We start from the raw sequence: 23,415 nt of genomic DNA, 5'->3' as shown, positions 1-23,415 counted from the left end.
CATCTACTTAAGAATCATTTAGGCAGATTAAATGCACGAGTCATTTCCTGCATTTGTTCTTGGCTCATACCGTCAGGTTCAAAGCCCATATTTTTGGCTGCAATATAAATCAGGGCAGACTTATTCAGTACATCCACCTGATCGAAAGCCGACATGATATCCACATCCACTGCAAATACACCATGCTTTTCCCACATAGCCACATCATAATCTTCCAATTGTTCGATGGTAGCTTCTGCCAATTTTACGGAGCTTGGCAATTCATAAGGAATAATACCCAAACCACGCGGACAGAAAGCCTTAGTTTCGGGAATCATACTCCAAAGCAAATTGGTAGCAACATCTTTTTCAAGGAATTTCTTACAATGAGTCATAGCAATCAATTCAATGGGATGAGTATGCAACGAAGCTTTATAAGGCGAACCTTTCTCAATCAGACGATTGTGTACACTGAGATGGGCAGGTAATTCAGAAGTAGGCATCACAGGATGATCCGCAATAATCACATAACTGGCACAGTCATCCAGAATACGAATTACAGAACCATGTTCCATCGGCCAACGAGCCAAATCGCGCATACGCTTATTAGTTCCTTTGCAATAGAAATAGCAACCTTTCAGATAAGGTAGAGTAGCACCGATCTGCTTTACATCGCTAATAGCAGGCAACGCCTTTATCTCATCGTCTACAAATTCAGTAATATTCAGTGTGATGTTGCCGCCATTACGTTCAGCCCATCCCTTTTGCCAGAGATATCCGGCAACTTCTGCCACTTGATTGACTGCATAAGTCAATGCCTGGCGATTTTCAAGAATTGATTTCATTATAATAAATTAAGTTACGATTTATAAGCTACGAGTTGCTGCGCTATCATACCGAAAAGTACTTGTAGCTCGTAACTCGTAGCTATACACTATTATACCTGTGCCATTGCCACTACTATAATGGAAGATATCAGAACCACCAAGCCTAAGATAAGAACGGCAATCGTAGTATTGCTGACACCTTTCCACTCTTTCAGCAAAATACCCCAAACATTACTGAACGTAACATTCAGTGACATCAGGATACTCCAAGAGAAAGCAAGAAGTATAGGACTGTCTGTCAGGAAACTCTTACCCATTTCAAGACCAAAGAACTGTGAATACCACAGTACACCGGCAAGAGCACAAAATAAGAGATTATTCGTCAATGTCGTACCTTTTACAGAGAAATATTCCTTACCGGTTTTATTCTTGATATTCTGCCAAATACAATAAACAGCATTTGTACAGAAACCACCGAGAGTAACTAGGAAAATTACAGGTAAACCAGCATAAAGAGCTTCTACTCCACCTACCAAAGCAGCTCCTTTGATAGGTGTTCCGGCATCCAACCCAAGAGCAAAACACGCACTCATCACACCTGCCAGCAATGCCACGAGCAAACCTTTCGTCAGGGCAAAGTCCTTAACAGCTGCCCGTTTTTCTTCTTCCGTCATATTCTTAGAGCGAAGACTACCGGCATATCCGATGATAGCAATACCAGCCAGCGTTATGCAGACGCCAATAAGTAGCATCAGTCCTTCACCATGCAGCAAATCTTTTCCGGCAAACAAAGCAGGGAAGAGTGTTCCGAATCCGGCGCATGTACCGAGGGCTATACTTTGTCCAAGTGCTACACCCAGATAACGCATACTTAACCCAAAGGTCAATCCACCTACGCCCCACAGAACACCATAAACCATAGCAGGCAAAGCACCGCCTGCCCCCCAAAGTTCAATCAGCGAACTTCCCGCCGGAATGGCAAGCAATGCCCCCAACAACGGGAAAACAAGCCATGCAAAGATTCCCTGTACAAGCCAGAAACTCTCCCACGACCAGTTTTTCACCTTGTTAATGGGTACATACGAACTACTCTGCCCGAAGCTCCCGATAGCTATAATCAACAATCCTATCAGTGTATTCATGATAATAACGTTTAGTAATCACTAACCATTAATCACTTAATTACGTTTCGACGTAACGTCTGCTTCGTATTTCTGTATCTCAGTAATGAATTCTTCACCTACAGGTACACCGTTCTTTAAGCAGAACATATCCCAAACTGCATTCCAAGGTAAAGATTTTCCTTCTTCGAGCAAAGCAAGACGCTCAAATAACTGATCATTTGCTTCATATTTGCGCAAAGTATCCAGCGGTTCCAACAGAGCTTGCAACACACATTTCTGTGTAGCACGGCTACCTATAACATACGCACCGATACGGTTAATAGAAGCATCAAAATAATCCAGACCGATATGTACGCGATCCAAAGCATTACAACGTACAATTTCTTTGCAGAGATCCATTGTTTCATCATTCATAATCGTCACGTGGTCAGAATCCCAACGTACCGGACGGCTCACATGCAACATGATTTCCGGAATGAATAACAATAAAGAAGACAGTTTGTCCGCAACGCTTTCAGTCGGGTGGAAGTGGCCTGTATCCAGTGTAACAATCTTATTACGGCTCACACCATAACCAATATAGAAGTCATTGGAACCTACCGTATAACTTTCCAGACCGATACCAAATACTTTAGACTCCACACAGTCTTTCATATTCTTGTATTCCACTTCGAAAATGCGATCCAGAGAATCCTTCAGTAATTCACGATACAACATACGGTTCACAGTGATATCCTTGCTGCCATCATGTACCCACAGATTCATGATACAAGGATCACCCTGGCGCTTACCCATCTCTTCTGCAATAGCACGGCAACGCTTTGTATGCTCTACCCAGAAGTCACGAATACCTTTATCAGGATTAGAAAGGGAAAGATTACCACTCTTCGGATGAGAGAAAGAAGTGGAATTGAAATCCAACTTCATATTATTTTCAGCTGCCCACTGTATCCAACTTTCGAAGTGAGCCGGTTCTACTTGGTCACGGTCAACAAATTTGCCACCGAAGTCACCATAGATTTCATGAAGATTCAAGCGGTGAGTTCCAGGAATATAGCTGGCTGCTTTCAATACGTCTTGTCTCAGTTCTTCCATATTACGAGCCTTGCCAGGATAGTTTCCGGTAGCCTGAATGCCTCCGGTCAATGCACCCTGTGCTTCAAATCCGGCTACATCATCTGCCTGCCAGCAATGCAGGGAGAGGGAAATCTTTTGCAAGGTGTCCATTGCTTTCTCTACATCTACGCCGATAGCTGCGTAACGTTCTTTTGCCACTTCATAGGCTTTTTGAATCAATTCTTCTTTCATGATGGTACTAGTTTTTTAGTTATTAGTTATAATTTATTAGTTATACGTTATCACTGACAAGTAATATTAGGCTAACTGCAAGAAATGCAGATAAGCGGTATTCCAAACTTCAACGTTCTCCGGAGTAAAAGTCTTCAATGGAATAGAACGATTGATAAGTTGGCGCATGGAAACAATGTCACTTGCTGCACCTGCTGTGAGAGCTTGTATCATTACGTTGCCGATAGCGGTCGCCTCCGACGGTCCGGCAACAACAGGAATACCTACCGCATTGGCAGTCCACTGATTCAGCAAATCATTACGGCTTCCTCCTCCAATAACGTGCAGTACTTCTACAGGACGGGGAGAAAGGCTGCACAGGTTCTCCAAAACTTGGCGATAGCGCAGTGACAGGCTTTCAAAAATACAACGTACAATTTGTCCACGTGTCTCCGGTATCGGTTGATGATGGTCAGCGCAATAAGTACGAATAGCCTGTTCCATATTCATCGGGTTGGCAAACAGAACATCATCCGGATTTATCAGACTACGGAAAGGTTCGCATGCCTCTGCTTCAGCAATCAGCTCAGGATAAGATATTTCTTCCCAATCGCAACGGCAGCGTTCCAACAACCACATGCCACAAATATTCTTCAGTAAACGAATCGTCCCCGCAACACCTCCTTCATTCGTGAAGTTCAGTGCTTCTGTTTCTTCATTAATAACCGGTGCATCTGTCTCCACTCCCATCAATGACCATGTGCCACTGCTCAGATAAGCAAAGTTACGGTCCAATGCTGGTACGGCAGCCACAGCGGAAGCCGTGTCATGTCCGGCAACTGCAATCACAGGTATTGCTCCCAGTCCGGTAATCGTTTGTATTTCTTTGGTCAATACGCCTATTTTCTCACCCGGATATACAAAACGCCCGAAGTTATCTTCCGTTAATCCAAGCTCTTTCAGCAATGCCGGTTCCAGACGACGCGTTTCAGCATTTACCAATTGAGCCGTACTGGCAATGGTATATTCAGTCACCATCTCTCCGGTCAGTAAATAACTAAGTGCATCCGGCATGAAAAGGATCTTATCAGCCATTTCCAGTGCACTATCCTTATTCCGGCGTAAAGTATCCAACTGGAAAAGCGAATTGAAATTCATGATCTGAATACCTGTCCATCCATATACCTGCTTGCGGGGAACGCGGGCAAAAAAAGCCTCAGGAGCTCCCATCGTATGCGGATCACGATAAGAATAGGGCTGACGAAGCAAACCACCATCTTTACCCACACATACAAAATCGACTCCCCAGGTATCAATTCCAATAGAGGTTATCTGCACATCATCCATCCGGGCAGCCAGTTTCAAACCTTCCAGAATATGACGGTACAATTCGTAGATATCCCAGTAGTAATGTCCTCCAACTTCAATCAGATGGTTAGGGAAGCGGTTCACATCTTGTAGTTCTAATCCTTGCGGAGTGAATGTTCCCAGTATGGTACGGCCGCTGGTAGCACCCAAATCAACCGCAAAAAAGCAATGTTTCATGATATTAAATAGATTTTTGACGATACAAAAATAGGGGATTACTCCCCTATACTCTGTATTAGTTTTGATTGAAAAGATGTTATTTCTGATATTCTTACCACAAAGGATACTGTATATGCAAACGCTCAAAAGATAATATGGTACATAAATGATAATTTAGCGCAGAACGCTAAATTATCATTTTATACTCTGCATCGGAATCAAGCGCACAGGCCCCAACAAACCACTTGGCACCGATTCCCACTTTCCATAATTATCCTTCTTATAATGGATATTCACAATATTGGCATCTTTATAGATACGCCAAGGCACATTACGACGATCCATATCCGCAATACGGTTGGCAGGCAGATTCGTTACTTCCACTTCAAGTGTATTCACACCCGGACGAAGATATTTACCCACTAAACAACGGTAAGGAACAGCTATAAGCGTAGCTACCTCTTGTCCATTAATGCGTACACGTGCGCTCTCGCGAACATCGCCAAGATCAAGCATCCATTCTCCAGCCTCAGCAGGAGTTTTCAAAGTGAATGTGGTGGTATAACAAGCTGTCCCCATTGTATTTTTCACACCTTCGGCAGCTATTTCCGTCCACGAACCAAGAGAAACACTATCCGGTACATTACTTACCGCAGGCATTGCTTCTACGAAACTAAATCCCCATTTACCGGCAAAAGTACAAGCACCCGGAAGTATCTTTGCCGCTTCGTCCTGGGGCATAGCTGTCCAATACCCATATTCCGGTACGGCAACATCGTGATCTGTAAATGTTTTCAGAATAATAGACTCACCGGATGCCAATTGCAGGAAGACTTCTGTCCTGCCATTATTCTGACGCAACCGCGCCTTACCGGATGTACCATTCATCGGATTATAAAGCATTGCAGAACGTGCCTGTACAGCCAATGGTATCCAACTTTCAGTGTCTTCTGTCTTTAAAGCTGAGATAAAATAGTGGTATCCTTCGGAATGTGAGCGGCGGATGCTACTCAATCCAAAAGTAGTCTTCATTTCTTCGGGAACGGTGGCGGTGGCAGCCAGTGTGCGGGCATAATCTGTTCCGAAAAGGACATGCCCTTTTCCTTCCCGTTCCTTTATTTGTGCCAAAGCTTTATTAAACTCTGCACGACGTTGACCCAAATCATTCAATCCCGGTACATCTTCCGGATACTGTTCCAGGAAAACAATCGTAGCTCCCTCATCCGCCAGGCGAAGTAATTTCTCCATCACATCAGCAGGCATCAAGCGCGCACCGGGAACTACCAATGCCTTATAAGAAGCTCCACCGGAAGTCAATATCTTACCGTCCTGACACATAGCGTTACGGATAAAGTTATCGGAAATATAATCCATATCATATCCTGCACCATAAATGCGATGCACTGCCTCTATAAACCGAGGAGCACGTTTCGCCATCTTATGAATATCGAAAAGCAGCAGACGACCGTCCTGATCGTCCCACATATCATAAACAGGCAGATAAACCAGGAAGTCATTATCCGGTTGTCCCATTTGCAGGAAACTCTGGCAACGGGTGACATAATCAAAGAATGCCGGAGCATCCCGCCAGATATTATTTGTAGGGCTCATATCAATAGAAGCATAAAACTTCCATCCCGGCCATGCGGCCTCAGCCGGCGAGTAAGTCGTTCCATGGAAATACATGTGATTCACACCGGAAACGAACATCAAATCCATATCGGGCTTACACTGCGATAGTGAAGTACGGAAATGCTCTGTCAACCAAGTGAATGTCTCCGAAGTCGTATAAGGCTTTCCTGCGATATGTGCCGCCGAAGAAGCATATTTCAGCATGGAGAGATCAGAGTCGTTAGGACGAGTCAACGAGTCTTTACGTAGTCCGCGGATACCGAAGTCCGACAGTCCAAAGCCCTCACATTCGGGAACATCGACCGTTGCATAAAGATCTATAAGATTACCGGGTGAGCCGTGTGCCTGATTACGGGTACGTGAACCATGTTTGTGCGCCCAGTCCGTCCACTGACGGGTAAAGTTCTCCTGAAGCAGTTCTGCAAGAGTCTCACGATAATCGGAAATAACACGGCGGGTAGTCTCTGTACGCTCTTCTGAAAGGAAATCGGGCAAGAACTCCTCCAATTTATATCCACGACGAAGAGCAAATTGCTCGAACAGGTCACCTGTCCAGTCAGCACCGTAAACCTCATAAGAATCATTAAAGAAATTATGTGGATACTCAGTTGGAGTCCCGGCTGTTCCATTAGCTGTCTTTCCTGAGAAAGCCTGTTCAAAACGATTCAAGTAATTGGACACAGCTTTTGCCGAGAAGTGATTCATCACATATCCTTCACCGCCGGGTGCAGCACGTTTTACCTTCTGAAATGTTTTTCCTATGAAAGCGGCAATCAAACGCCACTCTCCTTTCGGAGCTTTCCATACCAGCTTTCCGTTTTCTATCTTCGATGTCAGGTCATAGCAGCGCACAGCTTTTTGTTCTTTCGGAGTAGAAGTGTCTGTCAGAACCCTAAAAGCCATCAGCCGACACAATTTGGCATACGGACGTTGTTTTTCATCCGTCACTTCTATGGTTGTATTCAAGCGTTCGCCGCCTTTCAATGTATATTCTTCAATCAATAATTTACAGGCAGCATCTTCTATACCTACTTCCGGACCACCAAAAGGCCATCCCGTACCCGTATTCATATCAATCTTCATGCCCAGACGCGCAGCCTCACTTTCCGTATGGCGCAACATCCGCATCCACTCGGGCGTAAGGAACTGAATTTCGTTTGCGTCATTGCCCTGCACTCCATAAATAGGAGTAACTTCCATCGTCCCCATTCCGGCTTTGGAGTATGCTTCCAGATTACGAGTCAGATTAGCCGCATCTACTGCACTCCCCATCCACCACCAACGGGCACCAGGTTTAGCTTCCGTGGTTACCTCAGGCCACGAGATGTTCTGTGCAGAAATGGTTCCGGCACAGAAAGAAGCAAAAATTATTGCTAATAAATTCTTTTTCATGATATATATTATTTATAAAAGCGACAGTTTGTCACTTTCCCAGCTCAATGCACCCCATAATAAACGGTCCTGTTGCTTTCGCATCATTATCCCGCATCTTTTCACCTATATAATATTCAAAGCTGCCATCGCGATACGGATGTCCACCCAAGCCGCCTACCTGACAGCAGCGTGTCAATGTCAATGTACCATCCTGGCACTCTACTATCAATTTGCTCTTCAAACCATTGAAAGCCTTCTCCGCCACAGCACGATACTTTTCATCAATATATCCCTTGTTCACAGCCTTTGCATAAGCATACATGAATTGCGTTGTCACAGATGCCTCCGGGAAGTTTCCTTTCCGTTTCGGCTGATCAAGCACCTGATACCACAAACCATTCTTATCCTGATATGCAGGTAACACCTCAGCCAACCCTTGTATCCACCCGATCATCCGGGCACGGCCTTCATGGTCTTCTGGAATATAATCCAATGCATCCACCATCGCCATAAACCACCAGCCGATACTGCGTCCCCAGAAATTAGGGGAATGCCCGGTTTCCGGATCAGCCCAACGCTGGCTCTTACTTTCATCCCAAGCATGATGATAAAGCCCGGTCTTGGCATCATAGGTATGTTTCTGACAAAGCGTGAATTGTTTCACTGCCTCATCAATCCATTCGGGTTTATTGAATTCTGCACCATACTGGGCAAGGAAAGGGGAAGCCATATACAAACCATCCAACCAGATCTGGTGTTGATAAATCAACTTATGCCAGTAAGCACCTTCCAACGTACGCGGATGATTTTTCAACTGTCTGACAAGGGCATCCATTGCCGTCTTATATTTCTCCTTACCAGTTTCACGATACAAGTCGAACAGAACCTTACCTGAATTTATATAGTCAAGGTTGTATGTTTCCACACGATACAGATGGATTTCCCCTTTGTCATCAATCAAGGAGTCTGCCCATTGCTCCACATAGTCAAAGTAACGGCGTTCTCCCGTCTTCTTCCACATTTGCAGCATCGCACAGCAACCTACCCCTTGTGCATACCCAAAGAAAAGACGCTTTCCATGATCCAGCTGATACGCCTGCGGAAAACGTACCATCTCCGAATCAGCAAACCAACGGGCATACGAATCCGGTTGCCATGTATCTGTACGGAAAGGATTGGTCATTGCATCCGGAGTTTTCAGTTTTAATGTCCATTTACCGTTGGCAGCTGCTTTTGCTGTTACTACTTTGTCTGCCCACGATGCTTTAACAGTTACTTTTTCTCCGGGCGTAGCCTTGCCCCACACATTCACTTGTGCATTTTGTTGCAATACCATGTTATCTGAGAAAATGGCAGGGAGCGTCACCTTTGCTTCTGTGGTGAGAGAAGCAAATAAACCTAATACAAGGAATATTGAAAATCTAAGAAGCTCTTTCATGTGCCTTTAATAGTTTATAGATTCACATAGATTATTTTATAGAACATGCCAATACCTGACGGCACAAAAATAGGGGTTTCCACCGAAACCCCTTCTTTATATTTTGATAGTTTTCTTATTGCTTTTGTTGTTTCCATAAATAATAGAATCAACATTATCTATTCCTTTATCTTCAGCCAGCCCCAAATCATTTTCTTTCGGGAAATGGCAATTAAAGCAGTCCCCATTAGACAGCAGGCACAGCGTAGTTCCTTATTGGAAAGTTTATTCAGATTATCAACAATACCGGGTAAGGGGTAATTCTCTTTAAAAAAGGAAAATACATCGGCTGAGTTTTCTAAGTCGGTTTTCATTTGGCAGGAGCAAGTAAAGGGTTCATCCATCGTGTTATAAGTTTTAAAGGTTGATGTTGTCCCTATGCTATGCTCTTATAATAAAAGTGGCATGGGAACTATTGACATATTATCCACTTTCGAGGCTCTGGTAAACCGGCAAGAAAATAACAAGCAATAGCCCCACGCCACAAAATGTATATAACAAAGTTATATGCAATCCGGACGTGGAGACTTTCACTTATTATTCGCTCTTATTTAAAATTTACCAGATTTCCGAAAGTACGAATAATAAAATGATCTCCAAATCACAAAACACATCTCTTCACTATTGAAGAAATATGCAACAAAGATACACAAAAAATTGGAATAGATATCATAAGATAGGATTTTAGGAAAAAGGTACAACCTTATGGCAAATAACATTATTAGTTTTGATGTAAAAGACCGTTTGTTTTCCGTAAAAACATTATATGTTTAAGACCAGAAAAAGCATCAAACTGAATAATTCTTCATATCCACTTCGGACTTGACCCGCACCTGAGGCACACTTGCTCCATACATTCTCCGTCCAGAGGTACTTCCGACCGAAGAAATCCCGGACTTGGTACGGAGCAAGTGCGCCTCAGATACGGGTCAATCAGTTCCTAATCTCCGATTTCGATTGCATATATTCTCCGATTTATGCATAAAACATAGCATTCATAGTATAAAAAGTACAAAATTTCTCTCTTTAATGCATATTCTTTCCAAAATTATCCCTACTTTTGCGCCATTCTTAGAATAATTATACAGAAAAATGAAGAAAAAAGCCAATCGGTTAGACGCCATCAAGATGATTATCTCAAGCAAAGATGTCAGTTCTCAGGAAGAACTGCTGCAAGCTTTAGGTAAGGAAGGCTTTGAGCTGACACAAGCCACTCTTTCCCGCGACTTGAAACAACTGAAAGTTGCCAAGGCGGCAAACATGAATGGGAAATACGTATATGTATTACCCAATAACATCATGTACAAGCGTTCCAATGACCAGAGTGCCAGCGAAATGCTGATGACCAGCGGTTTTGTTTCCCTGCAATTCTCCGGTAACATTGCCGTTATTCGCACACGGCCTGGCTATGCCAGCAGTATGGCCTATGACATTGACAACCGCGAATGTCCCGCTATCTTGGGCACCATCGCCGGTGACGACACCATCATGCTGGTAGTGCACGAAGCCGCTTCGCACAGCGAGGTACGCGAATTCCTGTCACAAATCATCCCTAACATAGAATAAATGAAGAACTAAAAATGAAGAATGAAGAATTGCCATGCGGCATACTTGCATAGCGCAGCAAAATTCTTCATTCTTCATTCTAAAATTATTAATTAAATACGAAATGGATACCAAAAAAGTGGACGTGATGGTGGCTGACGCCTCTCACGAAATTTATGTGGATAAGATTTTGGATACCATCAGAGAAGCGGCCAAAGTACGTGGAACGGGCATCGCAGAACGCACACACGAATATGTGGCGACAAAAATGAAGGAAGGAAAAGCCATCATCGCCTTATGCGGAGACGTGTTTGCAGGTTTCACCTACATCGAAAGCTGGGGAAACAAACAATACGTCGCCACCTCCGGTTTGATTGTACATCCCGACTTTCGCGGCATAGGATTGGCTAAGCGTATCAAAATGGCATCCTTCCGCCTGGCACGCTTGCGATGGCCCAACGCCAAAGTATTCAGCCTCACCAGCGGAGCTGCCGTCATGAAAATGAATACGGAACTGGGATATGTCCCTGTTACCTTCAATGAATTGACAGACGATGAATCCTTCTGGAAAGGTTGCGAAGGTTGCATCAACCATGATATATTAGTAGCCAAGAACCGCAAGTTCTGCATCTGCACCGCAATGCTCTACGACCCGGAACTGCATGAAGATGATAAAATATAACCGTCCGTCATCCTGAGCGTAGTCAAAGGATCTCTTTTCCCTTGTACACACTACAGAGACGAGATTCTTCACTACGTTCAGAATGACAAATACTCAAGAAAAGAAGAAAAATAATACATAGCATTATGGAAGAAAAGAAGAAAAAAGTAGTAGTCGCATTCAGCGGCGGTCTTGATACTTCATTTACGGTAATGTACCTTGCCAAAGAAAAAGGGTACGAAGTGTATGCAGCTTGTGCAAACACCGGTGGCTTCAGTCCTGAACAGCTGAAAACGAACGAAGAAAACGCCTATAAACTGGGCGCAAAAGAATATGTTACTATCGACGTAACTCAGGAATATTACGAAAAGAGCTTGAAATACATGGTGTTCGGTAACGTGTTGCGTAATGGCACCTATCCTATTTCCGTAAGTTCCGAGCGTATCTTCCAGGCACTTGCCATTGCACGTTATGCCAACGAGATTGGAGCAGACGCTATCGCTCATGGTTCTACAGGGGCAGGTAACGACCAGATTCGTTTCGACATGACATTCCTCGTACTGGCTCCGGGTGTAGAAATCATCACACTGACCCGTGACATGGCATTGAGCCGCCAAGAAGAAATCGATTATCTGAACAAACATGGTTTCTCAGCAGACTTCACCAAGCTGAAATATTCCTATAATGTAGGCTTGTGGGGTACTTCCATCTGTGGTGGTGAAATTCTGGATTCAGCACAAGGCTTGCCCGAAACGGCTTACCTGAAACACTGCACTAAAGAAGGTAGTGAACAATTGCGTCTCACTTTTGAGAAAGGTGAGCTGAAAGCAGTAAACGATGAGACATTCGACGATCCCATCAAAGCTATCCAGAAAGTGGAAGAAATTGGTGCCGCTTACGGCATTGGTCGCGATATGCACGTAGGTGATACGATTATCGGCATCAAAGGCCGTGTAGGTTTCGAAGCTGCTGCCCCGATGTTGATTATCGGTGCACATAAATTCCTGGAAAAATATACGCTGAGTAAATGGCAACAATACTGGAAAGACCAAGTTGCTAATTGGTACGGTATGTTCCTGCACGAAAGTCAGTACCTGGAACCGGTAATGCGTGACATCGAAGCCATGCTGGAATCTTCACAACGCAACGTGAACGGTACGGCTATCCTGGAACTCCGCCCGTTAGGTTTCTCAACCGTAGGTGTGGAGAGTAAGGACGATTTGGTAAAGACTAAGTTCGGCGAATACGGCGAAATGCAGAAAGGCTGGACGGCAGAAGATGCAAAAGGTTTTATCAAAGTGACTTCTACCCCGCTGAGAGTGTACTATAACAATCATAAGGACGAAGAGATTTAAATCTTATGGACAATAATAATAGGAAACTTACCCGCTCACGCAGCGACAGAATGCTTGCCGGCGTTTGCGGAGGACTGGCAAATTACTTCGGGCTCGACCCGTCTCTCGTACGCATCGGTTATGCATTGCTGACATTTTTCACCGTATTTGCCGGTATCCCTGTATACCTTATTATGTGGTTGATTGTCCCTGAAGAGAAAAACTTATATAACAGATAAAGAACACACAATGATTAAAGTAGGAATCATCGGCGGAGCAGGATATACGGCAGGTGAATTGATACGCTTGCTGATTAACCATCCGGAAGCGGAAATCGTATTCATCAACAGCTCTAGTAACGCCGGAAACAAAATTACCGACGTACACGAAGGATTGTACGGCGAAACGGATCTTGTCTTCACCGACGAGTTACCTTTGAATGAAATTGATGTATTATTCTTCTGCACCGCCCACGGCGATACGAAGAAGTTCATGGAAAGCCATAACCTCCCTGAGGAACTGAAAGTAATCGACCTTTCTATGGATTATCGTATTGCTTCTCCGGAGCATGAATTCATCTACGGCCTGCCGGAACTGAACCGCCGCGCCACCTGCAAAGCGAAATATGTAGCCAATCCCGGCTGCTTTGCCACTTGCATCCAATTGGGATTGTTGCCTCTCGCCAAGCATCTGATGCTGAACGACAACATCATGGTAAACGCCATCACCGGCAGCACCGGTGCAGGCGTGAAACCGGGATCAACCAGTCACTTCAGCTGGCGAAATAATAACCTGAGCGTTTATAAAGCATTCGATCACCAGCATGTTCCCGAAATCAAGCAATCCTTGAAGCAATTACAGAACAGCTTTGATGCAGATATCGACTTTATCCCCTACCGTGGCGATTTCCCGCGTGGTATTTTTGCTACCATCGTAGTAAAAACCAAAGTAGCACTGGATGAAATCACCCGTATGTACGAAGAATACTATGCAAAAGACTCTTTCGTACACATTGTAGAGAAGAACATCGACCTGAAGCAAGTGGTAAACACCAACAAGTGTCTGCTGCATCTGGAAAAACATGGTGATAAGTTACTTATCATCTCCTGCATCGACAACTTGCTGAAAGGTGCCAGTGGACAGGCAGTACATAACATGAACTTGATGTTCAATTTAGAAGAAACCGTCGGCTTGCGATTGAAGCCCAGTGCCTTCTAAGTAATTCGTATTTCGTAATTTATAATTAAAGAAATGAATTTATTCGACGTATATCCTCTTTTTGACATCAATATTGTCAAAGGAAAAGGCTGCCACGTATGGGACGAAAAGGGTACTGAATACCTCGATCTCTACGGCGGTCATGCCGTTATCTCCATTGGTCATGCGCATCCGCACTACGTGGAGATGATAAGCAAGCAAGTTGCCACGTTGGGATTTTATTCCAACTCTGTCATCAACAAGTTACAGGAACAGGTTGCTGAACGCTTAGGAAAAGTTTGTGGTTATGATGATTACTCCTTATTCCTGATTAATAGCGGTGCAGAAGCCAACGAGAATGCCTTGAAACTCGCTTCGTTCTACAATGGACGTACGCGTGTTGTTTCCTTCAACAAAGCATTTCACGGACGCACTTCACTGGCTGTAGAAGTAACCAATAACCCGAAAATCATTGCTCCTATCAACGATTGCGGACACGTAACGTATCTGCCTTTGAACGATATAGAAGCCATGAAAGCTGAACTGGCTAAAGGGGATGTTTGTGCAGTAATCATCGAAGGTATTCAAGGTGTGGGTGGTATTCAATTGCCGACGGATGAATTTATGCATGCCCTGCGTGAAGCTTGTACGGCACACAACACGGTGCTGATTCTCGATGAAATCCAAAGCGGTTACGGACGTAGTGGCAAGTTCTTCGCTCACCAGCATAACGGCATCAAAGCCGACATCATCACCGTAGCCAAAGGTATCGGCAATGGTTTCCCGATGGCAGGCGTACTTATCAGCCCGATGTTCACCCCCGTTTACGGACAGCTTGGCACTACTTTCGGTGGCAACCACCTGGCATGTAGCGCAGCGCTCGCCGTGCTGGATGTGATAGAACAAGAGAACCTGATAGAAAATACCGCCAAAGTAGGTAACTACCTGATGACGGAACTGAAAAAGTTCCCGCAAATCAAGGAAGTTCGCGGACGCGGCCTGATGATTGGCCTTGAATTTGAAGAGCCGATCAAGGAATTACGTTTGAAACTATTGAAAGAGCAGCATGTATTTACCGGTGTGAGCGGAACCCATGTCATCCGTCTGTTGCCGCCTCTCTGCCTCAGCATGGAGGAAGCCGACATGTTCCTCGAGCGCTTCCGCAAAACTTTATAGCGCATACCACATAAGAATTTGTCTTTACAAAAAGACATAGCAATAATCTAATCAGCAAAGCCCTGCCAAGACAAAAGTCTTGGCGGGGCTTTTTCCATATTCGCCCCACCGTACAAAAGAGCCTATTCAGTTCTTCCTCCTTTTTACCGTTCAGAAAGCATACTGAAAGGAGATGTCACAAACTTATTCCTCCAGATGTCACATGGAAGTTAGGTTAAAGCCACCCCAATCGGCGCCACTGTTGTATTTTTAGACTCACTTTATCGCACGAGACGCGCACACGCCTTCCACACGACAAAGAACATTGACATTACTAACTGTAAAATCATCAACAGAATGACGAACAAAACTTCTTCTTTTCTGGCGGGCTTTGCCTTGTTGACAGCCCTCTTCTCCACCGGCTCCTACGTCAACATCATTGACGATGACGATGACGACGAAACGGAGGCAACCTCCACCCAACTGCACATCACCACGCGCGGCAGCTCCGCAAACGACACCTTATCTTACCCCATCACGCTCTACGCTTTCAACGCCGCCTCCAAACTGCAAGCATCGGCCACTCTGAACAGCTCCACCGACAACAGCGTACTGGCACTGCCCAACGGCAGCTACCGCCTCGTAGCCCTGGCCGGAACAAGCCGGGAAGCGAAAAAGGTCGTGACCGTAGCGTGCACCAAGCAGTCGGACGGCTCGTGGACAGCACCCGCCTTTTACACCCTGCCGGGAAGCGACAACACACTGACGCTCTCCATTGCGCTGACAACCGGCAGCAGCATCACAAAGACTTATGGCTACACTTACAATGGGATGTTGAAAGCCGACATCCCCTACTCGCTGGTTGGAAACTACGAGAACGGATTCAACGTGGACGGGAATATCACCACTGGAGAATGGGGCACAGCAGAGAATATCAGCTTCAACTTCGGGGAGAACACGGGCGGAAGCGGCTCGGGAAGTGAAGGCGGTGGCAGCGGCCGCCGCCGACGCCCAAACCCACCTGGCCGAGTACTACCTCGAAACCTCGGAGTACATCAAAATCGCCACCGTCGCCCAAGAGTCCGGCTTCGGCACCGTGCGCCACTTCTACCGCCTCTTCCAGAAGGAATACAACCTGTCACCCGCCGATTATCGCAACGCAGTGAAGGGAATGGATGAAAAAGAAGAAAGCAAATAAGCCGATAGACGAAAAAAATATCTACCTTTGCCCATCGTCAACCCTTTTAATAACAGAATGATATGAAAACAGCAATCATCGGAGCCGGAAACATGGGCGGCTCCATCGCCCGCGGACTGGCAAAGGGAAGCATCATTCCCGCCAGCGATATCATCGTTTCTAACCCCTCGCAAGGCAAACTGGACAAGCTGAAAGCCGAGTTCCCCGCCTTGCAGACCACTCACGACAATCAGGAAGCTGTCACCGGCGCCGAATTCATCATACTCGCCGTGAAGCCCTGGCTCATCAAGCCCGTGCTGCGCGAGCTGAAGCTGAAAAGCAAACAAATACTTATCTCCGTTGCAGCCGGCATCTCTTTCGAAGAACTGGCACAGAACGTGGCCGACAAGGAAATGACCATGTTCCGCATCATCCCCAACACCGCCGTCAGCGAAATGGAGAGCATGACGCTCATCGCCAGCCGCAACGCCACCCCGGAGCAGGAACAACTGATGCTGGACATCTTCAACCAGATGGGCCTTGCCTTGCTCATCCCCGAAGAAAAATTCGCCGCCGCCACTTCCATGACTTCCTGCGGCATCGCATACGTACTGAAGTACATCCAGGCAGCCATGCAAGCCGGCATCGAAATGGGCATCTACCCCCAGGACGGCATGCGCATGGTGGCGCAAACCGTGAAAGGAGCAGCCGAGCTGATACTGAACAACGACACGCACCCCAGCGTAGAAATTGATAAAGTATGCACCCCCGGCGGCATCACCATCCGGGGCATCAACGAGCTGGAACATGGAGGCTACACCTCAGCCATCATCAACGCCCTGAAGAAAAGCGTGTGACGATGTGCTGATGTGACTAATGCGCCAATAGTCCGCAGACTACGCTCAGGATGACAGATAGTATCAATTATACAGCAACCATTATCATTTATAATGCCACAGTATTAATTCATTAAATAAACAACCACATGGACGAACAAATTAAGCAAATTGCCGAACGCCTCCGTGGCCTTCGTGATGTACTGGAACTGACAGCCGAAGACATTGCACGCGAATGTGATATTTCTGCCGAAGAATACCGTCTCGCAGAATCGGGAGAGTTTGATATTTCCGTCAGCATGCTGCAAAAGATTGCGCGCAGATACGGAGTTTCGTTGGATGCACTGATGTTCGGCGAAGAACCGAAGATGAGCTCCTATTTCCTAACCCGTGCCGGAAAAGGAACCAGTATTGAACGTACTAAAGCCTACAAATACCAATCGCTTGCCGCAGGCTTCATGAATCGTAGCGCCGATCCGTTCATCGTGACCGTAGAACCGAAACCGGATAGCGAACCGATACACTACAACAGCCACGCCGGACAAGAATTCAGCCTCGTACTGGAAGGGCGCATGATGGTCAACATCGACGGCAAAGAACTTATACTAAACGAAGGGGACAGCCTTTACTTCAACTCCAAGCTGCCACATGGCATGAAAGCGCTGGATGGAAAGACGGTACGATTCCTGGCAATAATAATGTAATCATGGTAGAAAGATTTTTATCGCAAACCTCTTTCACTACACAAGAGGATTTTATCAAAAATTTCAAAATAAACGTACCGGAAAACTTCAACTTCGGATACGATGTAGTAGACGCCTGGGCTACCGAACAACCTGACAAACCTGCATTGTTATGGACTAATGATAAGGGTGAACACCACCAGTTTACGTTTGCCGACATGAAACGCTATACGGACATGACAGCTTCGTATTTCCAAAGCCTCGGCATCGGTCATGGTGACATGGTAATGTTGATATTGAAACGTCGTTTTGAATTCTGGTTCAGCATTATAGCTTTGCATAAACTCGGTGCTGTCGTTATTCCTGCCACTCACTTGCTGACCAAAAAAGATATTGTATATCGCTGCAATGCCGCGGATATCAAAATGATTGTTTGTGCCGGCGAATCGGTTATCACGGAGCATATCACAGCTGCCATGCCAGATTCACCCAGCGTGAAGAAACTCGTCAGCGTAGGACCTGAAGTAGCTGAAGGATTCGATGATTTCCACAAAGGCATCGAGAATGCTGCACCTTTCGTGAAACCGGAACATCCGAATACGAATGAAGACATTTCGTTGATGTACTTCACCAGCGGAACCACAGGTGAGCCGAAAATGGTTGCCCATGACTTCACTTATCCACTGGGACACATTGTCACCGGTAGTTTCTGGCACAATCTGACGGAAAATAGCCTGCACCTTACTATTGCCGATACCGGCTGGGGAAAGGCTGTATGGGGCAAACTTTACGGACAATGGATTGCCGGAGCAAATATATTCGTATATGATCACGAAAAGTTTACTCCCGCTGCCATTCTGGAGAAGATACAGGATTATCATGTAACCTCTCTTTGTGCCCCTCCCACCATCTTCCGTTTCCTCATTCACGAAGACCTGACGAAGTACAACCTCTCGTCCCTGCAATATTGTACAATTGCCGGTGAAGCACTGAACCCTGCTGTATTCGAAACCTTCAAGAAACTGACTGGTATCAAACTGATGGAAGGATTCGGACAAACAGAAACCACCCTGACCATCGCCACTATGCCTTGGATGGAACCGAAACCGGGTAGCATGGGATTGCCCAATCCACAATATGATGTAGACCTGATAGACAACGACGGTCGTTCTGTGGAAGCCGGCGAACAGGGACAAATCGTAATTCGCACGGATAAAGGCAAGCCGTTGGGATTGTTTAAAGAGTACTACCGTGATCCGGAGCGTACACACGAAGCTTGGAATAATGGTATCTACTATACGGGAGACGTTGCCTGGAAAGATGAAGACGGTTATCTTTGGTTTGTAGGCCGTGCAGACGATGTGATCAAGAGCTCCGGTTATCGTATCGGCCCATTCGAAGTGGAAAGTGCCTTGATGACGCATCCCGCTGTAATAGAATGTGCCATCACAGGCGTACCCGATGAAATCCGCGGTCAGGTAGTGAAAGCTACCATCGTACTGGCTAAAGAATATAAAGGGAAAGAGGGTGAAGAGCTTATCAAGGAATTGCAAAATCATGTAAAAAAAGTGACAGCTCCTTACAAGTACCCACGTGTGATTGAATTTGTAGACGAACTACCGAAAACCATCAGTGGAAAGATCCGTCGTGTGGAAATCCGGAAGAACGATACAAAATAAAGGAAAAAATAGAAGGAATAGGCTACTTCTAAATCGTTTGCACCTTTTATGTTACTTTTTGATCAATTTGAGTTATTCTGTTTCCCGCAAACCGCTTACATTTGCGACCGGAAAGTACAACTAAAAGATTTAAAGCACATGATTACAAGTAGAAAGATTTCTCAGATTAACGTTTTCGCAGGTAGTCCCTGGGAAGTGGAAAGCGTGAAGCAGCTGTTAAAGTCAGCTTACATCAACGCTTCAACTGAAGACAAAGGCAACGGCATTCATGTGTCTGTTCCCTGTCAACAGTACACCGCTGCTGTACGGGTTATCAGCAACCGAAAGGCTTTATAAGACTTGAGAGAAGACGAAGTGAAAAAGACTGCCCCTTGGAAGAAATTCCTTCAGGGGCAGTTTTTATATCAATATACCGCTTCTCCACCTTCGGGTTTCTCACGATATTTTATATCAAAACGCCCCTCTTTGATACTCCCACCACTAAATGTGCCACTGATAATGGTTCCATCCATACGAGTAATATAGGCTTCACCATCTTCCAAATCTTCTCTATCAAAAACAGCATCTATGTAAGTACAACCAGCTCCTTGTCGGGGATTCACAATCACCAGATGCAAACCACTAAAGATACCGACTTCCGCATCAATTGCAACATAATGATTTTCCTCATCATCATAAAAACGAGCAGATGGTATTCCATACCGCCCACTGGTATATACCCAACCGTCTATCAGACAACCCAATGTATTTTCACCTGTAGTTGTAGCTTCCGGCATCAATGTCGGGTCTACACTTCTATCTTCTTCACAGGCACAGCAACAAATCAGCAGGAACAGAAATAACAACTTTTTCATAGCGCTCAAAAATGATAGTTTAAACCGAAGACTAAAGATAACTGACCGAAATAACCGGTACCGGTTTTCGGTTTTTCCACATTCCACTTCTCATCGTGATACTTCACCGAATAAGTTTCTGTGCTGGATGCCAGCCAGTTCAGGCGGGCCGAAGCTCCCCAGTGGCTCGTCAGGAAATACTCGCCCGAGAGGGCCAGGTTACCTGCAAGTTTATTCATCGAAACATCCCGCGGCTTGCCATACACCTTACTCTTATCCTTATAGAACTGATAGCCTATTCCACCTGCCAACTGAAGTTGATAATGTTTCTTCACCATCGTCAAAGAAACCTGCGGCGCCATGTAGTGCATCAGAATCTTATCCGCCCCGGTGTCGTGCGTATTTTTATAGGAACTTCCCTGATACAGCGCTCCCACCCCGAACTGAAACTTCCGGCCGGCAACTTGTGCCAGATAGCTGACATCCCAAGCCACTCCTTTTCGTAAATCACTGCGATAGGCATCCGATCTGTCGGTGATTCCCATCAATTGTCCCAAATACCATGACGGTCCGGCATGAACAGAAAAAGAGGACCTTTTATCACCTGCACTTTGGGCGTACAGAGAGGTAGTTAACAACACCCCTACAAGGAAACAAAGCAAGTACTTCATAATGATTTGTATAGCGTTTTTCTTATTAAATGCAAAAAAAAGAAAAGTACTGCATACCGACAGCTTTTTCTGTTATCTTTTTCGTTCCACGTCTTGCGTACGGAAGAATGCTTCGGAATAGCGCGCCCCCCAAAGTTCATAACGTTCATACTGCGTCTCTACTTTACGGGAGAAGTTCTCCCAGTTCTTCTTCTCCAAAGGCGACCAGACATTTTCCGCCAGTGCCGACATACGTGGGAAAACGGCAAACTCTGCTTTCCAGGTAGTAGGGATGTATTCAGTCCACAAGCACCCCTGTGCTCCCCAGACAAGTTTCTGTTGTTGCGCAGTCAGCGAATCGGGCACAATCTGAAAACCATATACTTTCTCCAGAGGCAACGGACCACGCGGACCGATTTCCACTTGGGTACGGCTCTCTTTCAGATTGAAGTACGACCAGGCAGAGCAGGTAAATATGGTGCGGTGATTCGTCTTCAACGCCTTCTTTCCAAATTCCGGACGGCGCCAGTTCATCACGATGCAATCTTCCGAAATACCTCCTTCAAGGATTTCATCCCAACCGATAAGCGTCTTTCCTTTACCGTTCACCACATCTTGCACATAATGAACGAAGTAACTTTGCAATGCCTTCTCATCTTTCAGTCCATGTTCACGCATGAATTGCTGCGTTTCTTCCGACTCCTGCCACCAACGCTTGGCACATTCGTCTCCGCCAACATGGATATATTGGCCGGGGAACAAGTCACACAATTCAGAAAACACATCTTTCAGAAAGTCGAAAACTTCCGGTTTGGGCGCCAGCACGTTACTGAATTTATTGAAGATACCCCACGTCAGTGCCGCTTTCTTCGGCTCATCCGGCGTAGTACTGAATTGCGGATAGGTGGCAAGGACAGCCATGCAGTGACCGGGAATATCTATTTCGGGTATCACCGTGATGTGACGTTCGGCAGCATAGCGCACTATCTCGCGCACATCTTCATGGGTATAATATCCGCCATAAGGCAACGGTTGGTATTTTCCCGGATAAAGTCCGAGGATTTCCCCTTCACGGACGGAACCTTTCTCTGTCAGTTCCGGTCGGCATTTCATTTCAACACGCCAGGCTTGGTCGTCTGTCAGATGCCAGTGGAAATAGTTGAGTTTATGCAGTGCAAGATAATCGATATACTTCTTAATGAATGATACCGGAAAGAAATGGCGCACCACATCGAGATGCATGCCCCGATAGGTAAAGCGGGGATAGTCATTCACCTTCACAGCCGGAAGGATAGGCAACACTCCGGCACGGGTAGGCAGCAATTGTATCAGTGTCTGCACACCATAGAAAACACCTGCTTCGTCATTTCCTTCAATGCGTATGCCCTCCGCCGGAATAATCTCCAACTGATAACCACCGGAAACCTCTCCGTTCTTCCGGTTAATTAGAACGATACAAGCTGGTTCACCAGGTTTCAGAGTGATTGCTTCTACCGCAGGATTCCCTTTCCTCCGGGATTTACCCGTCTTAGGAATTTCCGTTTGCAGCGGTATGCCGAGATAACGGTCCATATAATCCGCCAGATACGTAGCCGAGGAAGCCAATGCAGGCTCCGACACACGAATCATCGTATTACGTTGGATTTGAAACTCTCCCTGTCCGGTCACGGTAATTTCCACCGGTTCGGGAATGATGTTGAAAGGTTTCTCCTGTGCCTGCCCGGCAAGCGCAGTAAGGGCAAGGGTTGCAGCCATAATTTTCTTTAAGTACATAGATGATGATGATTTATACTGCAAATATAAGGCTTTTACGGAAAGCTGCTTAATCATTCGCCCGGAATAAAGGGAAAAATGAAGTAATGCCCAAGGCAAAACATGCTTTGGCCTGATGCATTTTCCCATTTTGGTACCGACAAATCTTTGTCCTTCAATTGCAGGCCCGACAGTTTCCATGTGGGGGCCCGGCAGCCCGCAGTTGGAAAACGGACAGCCCGCAATTGGAAAATAAAGTTTTGAACCGGGCATCCGGGCATTTTCCTTTAAGCAAATCAACAAAAAGAATAGGGTAAATGCAAGTTTATCTGCCTTCTACGCCTCGCATTGCTGCCCATACCACCCGGAAGTACCTATCAATAAAGAGTTTAAAGCATAGCGGTGTGGAATGTAAAGAGTAGAGAAACAAGAAGATGCCTAAAAGAATAAAACTCCATAAATCAATGATTCATGGAGCTCTAATCAAGTACCCTTAACGGATGAAATATTGAACCTTTGGAATGATTTTCTAGAAATAGTAGATTATCTGCAATCAACGCCACAAATTAGCAAAATTATAGAGAGTATTTAGCAAGTATAGTAATAAGGACAAAAATATCAGTACACCTATAAAATACAACTATAATAAATTAATATACAACAATTTAACGCCGTAATCCGAGACT

20 protein-coding genes and 2 pseudogenes are annotated in these 23,415 nt (G+C 45.5%); 12 read left to right on the top strand and 10 right to left on the bottom strand.

Features of this window, described 5'->3' with window-relative positions; translation table 11 throughout:
* Nucleotides 1-14: 14 nt before the first annotated feature.
* The 7 genes and pseudogenes from rhaD to DW182_RS22550 form a co-directional block, all read right to left on the bottom strand.
* Nucleotides 15-824 (bottom strand): rhamnulose-1-phosphate aldolase, encoded by an 810-nt coding sequence (gene rhaD / locus DW182_RS14415; protein ID WP_118295937.1) that lies wholly within the window; start codon nt 822-824, stop codon nt 15-17.
* A 92-nt stretch (nt 825-916) separates the two neighbouring features.
* Nucleotides 917-1,948 (bottom strand): L-rhamnose/proton symporter RhaT, encoded by a 1,032-nt coding sequence (gene rhaT / locus DW182_RS14410; protein WP_118295936.1) that lies wholly within the window; start codon nt 1,946-1,948, stop codon nt 917-919.
* 36 nt (nt 1,949-1,984) lie between these two features.
* Nucleotides 1,985-3,238 (bottom strand): L-rhamnose isomerase, encoded by a 1,254-nt coding sequence (locus DW182_RS14405; protein ID WP_007660398.1) that lies wholly within the window; start codon nt 3,236-3,238, stop codon nt 1,985-1,987.
* Between the two features lie 66 nt (nt 3,239-3,304).
* Complete coding sequence (locus tag DW182_RS14400) at nt 3,305-4,762, bottom strand: rhamnulokinase family protein (protein ID WP_117691844.1); 1,458 nt, start codon at nt 4,760-4,762, stop codon at nt 3,305-3,307.
* A 177-nt stretch (nt 4,763-4,939) separates the two neighbouring features.
* A complete protein-coding gene (locus tag DW182_RS14395) occupies nt 4,940-7,768 on the bottom strand; it encodes a glycosyl hydrolase (protein WP_118295935.1) in 2,829 nt (942 codons plus the stop codon).
* A gap of 31 nt (nt 7,769-7,799) precedes the next feature.
* Nucleotides 7,800-8,924, bottom strand: a pseudogene (locus tag DW182_RS14390) (glycoside hydrolase family 105 protein); the annotation flags it as partial.
* Nucleotides 8,925-9,346: 422 nt separating this feature from the next.
* Nucleotides 9,347-9,571: a hypothetical protein gene (locus tag DW182_RS22550; RefSeq protein WP_044535521.1), complete on the bottom strand. Its 225-nt coding sequence runs from the start codon at nt 9,569-9,571 to the stop codon at nt 9,347-9,349.
* A gap of 748 nt (nt 9,572-10,319) precedes the next feature.
* On the opposite strand from DW182_RS22550, the gene argR reads away from it, so the two are divergent.
* From argR to DW182_RS14330, 12 genes and pseudogenes are all read left to right on the top strand, one after another.
* Nucleotides 10,320-10,793 carry an arginine repressor gene (gene argR, locus DW182_RS14380; RefSeq protein ID WP_118295933.1) on the top strand — a complete coding sequence of 158 codons (474 nt, stop codon included), beginning with the start codon at nt 10,320-10,322 and terminating at the stop codon, nt 10,791-10,793.
* 103 nt (nt 10,794-10,896) lie between these two features.
* Nucleotides 10,897-11,454, top strand: coding sequence for a GNAT family N-acetyltransferase (locus DW182_RS14375; RefSeq protein WP_118296002.1), 558 nt, complete (start codon nt 10,897-10,899; stop codon nt 11,452-11,454).
* Between the two features lie 125 nt (nt 11,455-11,579).
* Nucleotides 11,580-12,788: an argininosuccinate synthase gene (locus DW182_RS14370; protein ID WP_118295932.1), complete on the top strand. Its 1,209-nt coding sequence runs from the start codon at nt 11,580-11,582 to the stop codon at nt 12,786-12,788.
* Nucleotides 12,789-12,793: 5 nt separating this feature from the next.
* Entirely contained in the window at nt 12,794-13,006 is a 213-nt protein-coding gene (locus tag DW182_RS14365) for a PspC domain-containing protein (RefSeq protein ID WP_025832193.1), read from the top strand.
* Between the two features lie 10 nt (nt 13,007-13,016).
* Nucleotides 13,017-13,985, top strand: a complete 969-nt coding sequence (gene argC, locus DW182_RS14360) for an N-acetyl-gamma-glutamyl-phosphate reductase (RefSeq protein WP_118295931.1) — start codon at nt 13,017-13,019, stop codon at nt 13,983-13,985.
* 33 nt (nt 13,986-14,018) lie between these two features.
* Nucleotides 14,019-15,140: an aspartate aminotransferase family protein gene (locus DW182_RS14355; RefSeq protein WP_118295930.1), complete on the top strand. Its 1,122-nt coding sequence runs from the start codon at nt 14,019-14,021 to the stop codon at nt 15,138-15,140.
* A 336-nt stretch (nt 15,141-15,476) separates the two neighbouring features.
* A pseudogene (locus tag DW182_RS22795) lies at nt 15,477-15,779 on the top strand (FimB/Mfa2 family fimbrial subunit); the annotation flags it as partial.
* 319 nt (nt 15,780-16,098) lie between these two features.
* Nucleotides 16,099-16,317, top strand: coding sequence for an AraC family transcriptional regulator (locus DW182_RS22790; RefSeq protein WP_370449814.1), 219 nt, complete (start codon nt 16,099-16,101; stop codon nt 16,315-16,317).
* A gap of 62 nt (nt 16,318-16,379) precedes the next feature.
* Nucleotides 16,380-17,153 carry a pyrroline-5-carboxylate reductase gene (gene proC / locus DW182_RS14345; RefSeq protein WP_118295928.1) on the top strand — a complete coding sequence of 258 codons (774 nt, stop codon included), beginning with the start codon at nt 16,380-16,382 and terminating at the stop codon, nt 17,151-17,153.
* Nucleotides 17,154-17,281: 128 nt separating this feature from the next.
* On the top strand, nt 17,282-17,836 hold the full coding sequence (locus DW182_RS14340) for a helix-turn-helix domain-containing protein (protein WP_115503110.1): 555 nt from the start codon (nt 17,282-17,284) through the stop codon (nt 17,834-17,836).
* Between the two features lie 2 nt (nt 17,837-17,838).
* Nucleotides 17,839-19,494, top strand: a complete 1,656-nt coding sequence (locus DW182_RS14335; protein WP_044532233.1) for an AMP-binding protein — start codon at nt 17,839-17,841, stop codon at nt 19,492-19,494.
* A gap of 138 nt (nt 19,495-19,632) precedes the next feature.
* Nucleotides 19,633-19,830 carry a DUF2007-related protein gene (locus tag DW182_RS14330; protein ID WP_025834708.1) on the top strand — a complete coding sequence of 66 codons (198 nt, stop codon included), beginning with the start codon at nt 19,633-19,635 and terminating at the stop codon, nt 19,828-19,830.
* A gap of 68 nt (nt 19,831-19,898) precedes the next feature.
* Here DW182_RS14330 and DW182_RS14325 read toward each other — a convergent pair whose 3' ends face one another.
* The 3 genes from DW182_RS14325 to DW182_RS14315 all read right to left on the bottom strand — a co-directional run bounded on the left by DW182_RS14325 (nt 19,899) and on the right by DW182_RS14315 (nt 22,732).
* A complete protein-coding gene (locus tag DW182_RS14325; protein WP_021968149.1) occupies nt 19,899-20,348 on the bottom strand; it encodes a hypothetical protein in 450 nt (149 codons plus the stop codon).
* Nucleotides 20,349-20,353: 5 nt separating this feature from the next.
* A complete protein-coding gene (locus tag DW182_RS14320) occupies nt 20,354-20,998 on the bottom strand; it encodes a hypothetical protein (RefSeq protein WP_021968148.1) in 645 nt (214 codons plus the stop codon).
* Between the two features lie 72 nt (nt 20,999-21,070).
* On the bottom strand, nt 21,071-22,732 hold the full coding sequence (locus DW182_RS14315) for a beta-N-acetylhexosaminidase (RefSeq protein WP_233564163.1): 1,662 nt from the start codon (nt 22,730-22,732) through the stop codon (nt 21,071-21,073).
* Nucleotides 22,733-23,415 lie beyond the last annotated feature (683 nt).

Source organism: Bacteroides sp. AM16-24 (assembly GCF_003471885.1).
Lineage (GTDB): Bacteria > Bacteroidota > Bacteroidia > Bacteroidales > Bacteroidaceae > Bacteroides.
This window is presented reverse-complemented; position numbering and strand designations above follow the sequence as displayed.

Bases quoted from the DNA above. Each gene is read 5' to 3' on its own strand.
- DW182_RS14370 (WP_118295932.1), top strand. From the start codon at position 11,580: ATGGAAGAAAAGAAGAAAAAAGTAGTAGTCGCATTCAGCGGCGGTCTT.
- proC (WP_118295928.1), top strand. From the start codon at position 16,380: ATGAAAACAGCAATCATCGGAGCCGGAAACATGGGCGGCTCCATCGCC.
- DW182_RS14335 (WP_044532233.1), top strand. From the start codon at position 17,839: ATGGTAGAAAGATTTTTATCGCAAACCTCTTTCACTACACAAGAGGAT.
- DW182_RS14320 (WP_021968148.1), bottom strand. From the start codon at position 20,998: ATGAAGTACTTGCTTTGTTTCCTTGTAGGGGTGTTGTTAACTACCTCT.
- DW182_RS14405 (WP_007660398.1), bottom strand. From the start codon at position 3,238: ATGAAAGAAGAATTGATTCAAAAAGCCTATGAAGTGGCAAAAGAACGT.
- rhaD (WP_118295937.1), bottom strand. From the start codon at position 824: ATGAAATCAATTCTTGAAAATCGCCAGGCATTGACTTATGCAGTCAAT.
- DW182_RS14375 (WP_118296002.1), top strand. From the start codon at position 10,897: ATGGATACCAAAAAAGTGGACGTGATGGTGGCTGACGCCTCTCACGAA.
- DW182_RS14365 (WP_025832193.1), top strand. From the start codon at position 12,794: ATGGACAATAATAATAGGAAACTTACCCGCTCACGCAGCGACAGAATG.
- argR (WP_118295933.1), top strand. From the start codon at position 10,320: ATGAAGAAAAAAGCCAATCGGTTAGACGCCATCAAGATGATTATCTCA.
- DW182_RS22550 (WP_044535521.1), bottom strand. From the start codon at position 9,571: ATGGATGAACCCTTTACTTGCTCCTGCCAAATGAAAACCGACTTAGAA.
- DW182_RS14315 (WP_233564163.1), bottom strand. From the start codon at position 22,732: ATGGCTGCAACCCTTGCCCTTACTGCGCTTGCCGGGCAGGCACAGGAG.
- DW182_RS14330 (WP_025834708.1), top strand. From the start codon at position 19,633: ATGATTACAAGTAGAAAGATTTCTCAGATTAACGTTTTCGCAGGTAGT.
- DW182_RS14400 (WP_117691844.1), bottom strand. From the start codon at position 4,762: ATGAAACATTGCTTTTTTGCGGTTGATTTGGGTGCTACCAGCGGCCGT.
- DW182_RS14395 (WP_118295935.1), bottom strand. From the start codon at position 7,768: ATGAAAAAGAATTTATTAGCAATAATTTTTGCTTCTTTCTGTGCCGGA.
- DW182_RS14340 (WP_115503110.1), top strand. From the start codon at position 17,282: ATGGACGAACAAATTAAGCAAATTGCCGAACGCCTCCGTGGCCTTCGT.
- rhaT (WP_118295936.1), bottom strand. From the start codon at position 1,948: ATGAATACACTGATAGGATTGTTGATTATAGCTATCGGGAGCTTCGGG.
- argC (WP_118295931.1), top strand. From the start codon at position 13,017: ATGATTAAAGTAGGAATCATCGGCGGAGCAGGATATACGGCAGGTGAA.
- DW182_RS14355 (WP_118295930.1), top strand. From the start codon at position 14,019: ATGAATTTATTCGACGTATATCCTCTTTTTGACATCAATATTGTCAAA.
- DW182_RS14325 (WP_021968149.1), bottom strand. From the start codon at position 20,348: ATGAAAAAGTTGTTATTTCTGTTCCTGCTGATTTGTTGCTGTGCCTGT.